Source organism: Aestuarium sp., assembly GCF_023253315.1.
GTDB classification, from domain to species: Bacteria; Pseudomonadota; Alphaproteobacteria; order Rhodobacterales; family Rhodobacteraceae; genus Marivivens; species Marivivens donghaensis.
Map to the genome: position 1 here is coordinate 1 of NZ_JALRGW010000061.1, position 2,288 is coordinate 2,288.

Here is a 2,288-nt window from a genome sequence, read left to right on the forward strand (position 1 = left end):
AGTTTTTTCAGCTCCTCGGTGCGTCGCACAAGATTACCGCGACCGCTGGAGAGCCTCTTGTGGGCGGTTTCCCAGGCCTCCTGGCTCTTCTCAATATGTTTGCCGACATCCTCCAGCGCCTCGATATAGAGTACAAACTGGTCGTAGAGCCCGCCCGCCTTGTCGGCGATCAGCTGAGCATTGCGATTTTGGTCGGCATAGCGCCAAAGGTTTTTAATTGTTCGCAAGGTAACCATCAATGTGCTGGGGCTAACCAGAATAATGCCGCGATCATAGGCATCGCGCATCATCTCGGGGTCGTGATCCAGAGCCAGCATAAAGGCCGATTCCACCGGAACAAAAATCAGCACAAAATCGAGGCTGTTAACGCCATCGAGATTTTCATAGTCCTTGCTGCTCAAGCCTTTGATATGACTTCTCAGGGAATTCAGATGCTGGCGCAGGCAGAGCTGCTTTTCGTCCTCATCCTCGGCATGAAAATAGCGTTCGTAATCGACCAGACTAACCTTGGCATCAATCACAATATCGCGCCCTTCTGGCAGGTGCACAATCACATCCGGGTTGCGTCGTTTGCCGCTTTCATCCTTTTTTGCCACCTGAGTACTGTATTCGCGCCCGTTAGTTAGGCCGGAATCTTCAAGTAGTTTCTCAAGTATAAACTCGCCCCAGTTGCCCTGAGCCTTGTTGTCGCCACGCAATGCGTTGGCCAGTGAAACAGCATCCGCGCTAACCTGCATGGTCTGCTTTTGCAGTTCACTAATCTGCCCCACCAGCTTGTTGCGCTCGGCATTTTCCTTGTCGTAAGCCGACTCCACCTGTTTGCGAAAATCGCCAATATCGCGGCGCAGCGGGCTCAGAGTGACCTCGAGCGCCTCTTTACTCTGCAGCGAGAACTTGCTCTGCTTTTCATCAAAAATGCGGTTGGCGAGGTTTTCAAACTCTTTGCTCAGGGTCTGCTTGGCATCCGCAAGCAGCGCGATCTGTTCCTGGTAGTGGCTCTGCTGGCTGAGCAGCTTCTGTTCAAGGGCACTGTTGCCAACCAGTAGCTCTCGCCGCAGCGCTTCGAGCTTTTCCTGTTCGGCGCCAAGTTTGGCCAACTGCTGCTGGGTATTGAGTAGCTCTGCCTGCAGGCTTGATGCCCGTCCCCGCAGCAGCGCAACGGTTAAAGCAGCCCCCAGAATAAATCCTGCGAGAGCGAAGAAAAGCGAAATAAGATCGAGAGAAAATTGCATCGGCTTATTGTATCAGTCCTCTGTCAATTGCACCGCTGTTTTGCGATTATAGAGCCCACAGTGCATCGCTTATAAAAACCAGCCCGGACAACACCATCACCCATGCTGCCACCTCTTATTGATATCAGTCTGTTCCGCGATGCCATTCAGCGCGACTGTTTGATTCTGACTCCCAATCAACGGCTGGCGGCAAAGATTATTCAGGCCTGGGGTGAGCAGATATCTGCATCCGCTTCCAAAACCCATCATGACTCTGCCAATCATTGCCGCGCCTGGCAACTGCCGCGGGTCTACTCGGTGGATCACTGGTTAAAAGCCTGTTGGGATGAGCTGCAGGATCAAAATCATTCTCTGACACATTCCCTGACAGACGGCCTGGCCCTGGTTGGCGCGCAGCAAAACCGCTATTACTGGGAGCGCGCGATTGGCGAGGATAGCGCTGAACAGCGCGGTAACTTTGTCAAACTGGCCAGCGACACGTTAAAAACTCTGGAAAACTGGGATCTCTCTCTGGAACAATTGCCACCAGCCGGCGAAGCCGATAACCCATCGCTTGCCACCTTTATGCGCTGGTGCGGGCGCTACGATGAACTGCTGCGGCGCAACCGATTACTGACCAGCCAACGCAGCTGGCAACTGGTGGCCAAGGGTTTTCAGTGCGGCGCCCTGCCCGCTGAAAAAGAGATTGTGCTCTATGGCTTTCAATCCATACCGCCGTTGCAGGAAAAGATTATTGCAACCGCCTCAACTCGGGTCAGTGCGCTGCAATCTACACCACAGAATAGTAGCGTGATTCGTATCGAGGCCCAGGATTCGCAACAGGAGCTGCGGCTGGCGGCAACCTGGGCGGCACAGCAGCTTAAAGCCGATCCCGAGCAGCGGATTGGCATTATTGTGCCCGAGCTGAATAGCAACCTGCAGCAGGTGACGCGGGTGATCAATGAGGCGCTGGCTGCGGAACAGATAGCCGTGGTGGCCAATATTTCCGCTGGTACCGCTCTGCGCGACACACCGATGGTCAGCACCGCACTGCTGATGATTGGGCTATTGAAGGAC

Annotated in this window: 2 protein-coding genes; one reads left to right on the forward strand and one right to left on the reverse strand. The window is 54.1% G+C overall.

The features are described from left to right. The coding region (locus tag AC1QQ2_RS14005; protein ID WP_479713594.1) for a DNA recombination protein RmuC at positions 1-1,232 on the reverse strand (1,232 nt) is incomplete at its 3' end. A 102-nt stretch (positions 1,233-1,334) separates the two neighbouring features. Here AC1QQ2_RS14005 and AC1QQ2_RS14010 point away from each other — a divergent pair. Next, positions 1,335-2,288 (forward strand): hypothetical protein (locus AC1QQ2_RS14010; RefSeq protein ID WP_479713595.1); only part of this gene is annotated, 954 nt, incomplete at its 3' end.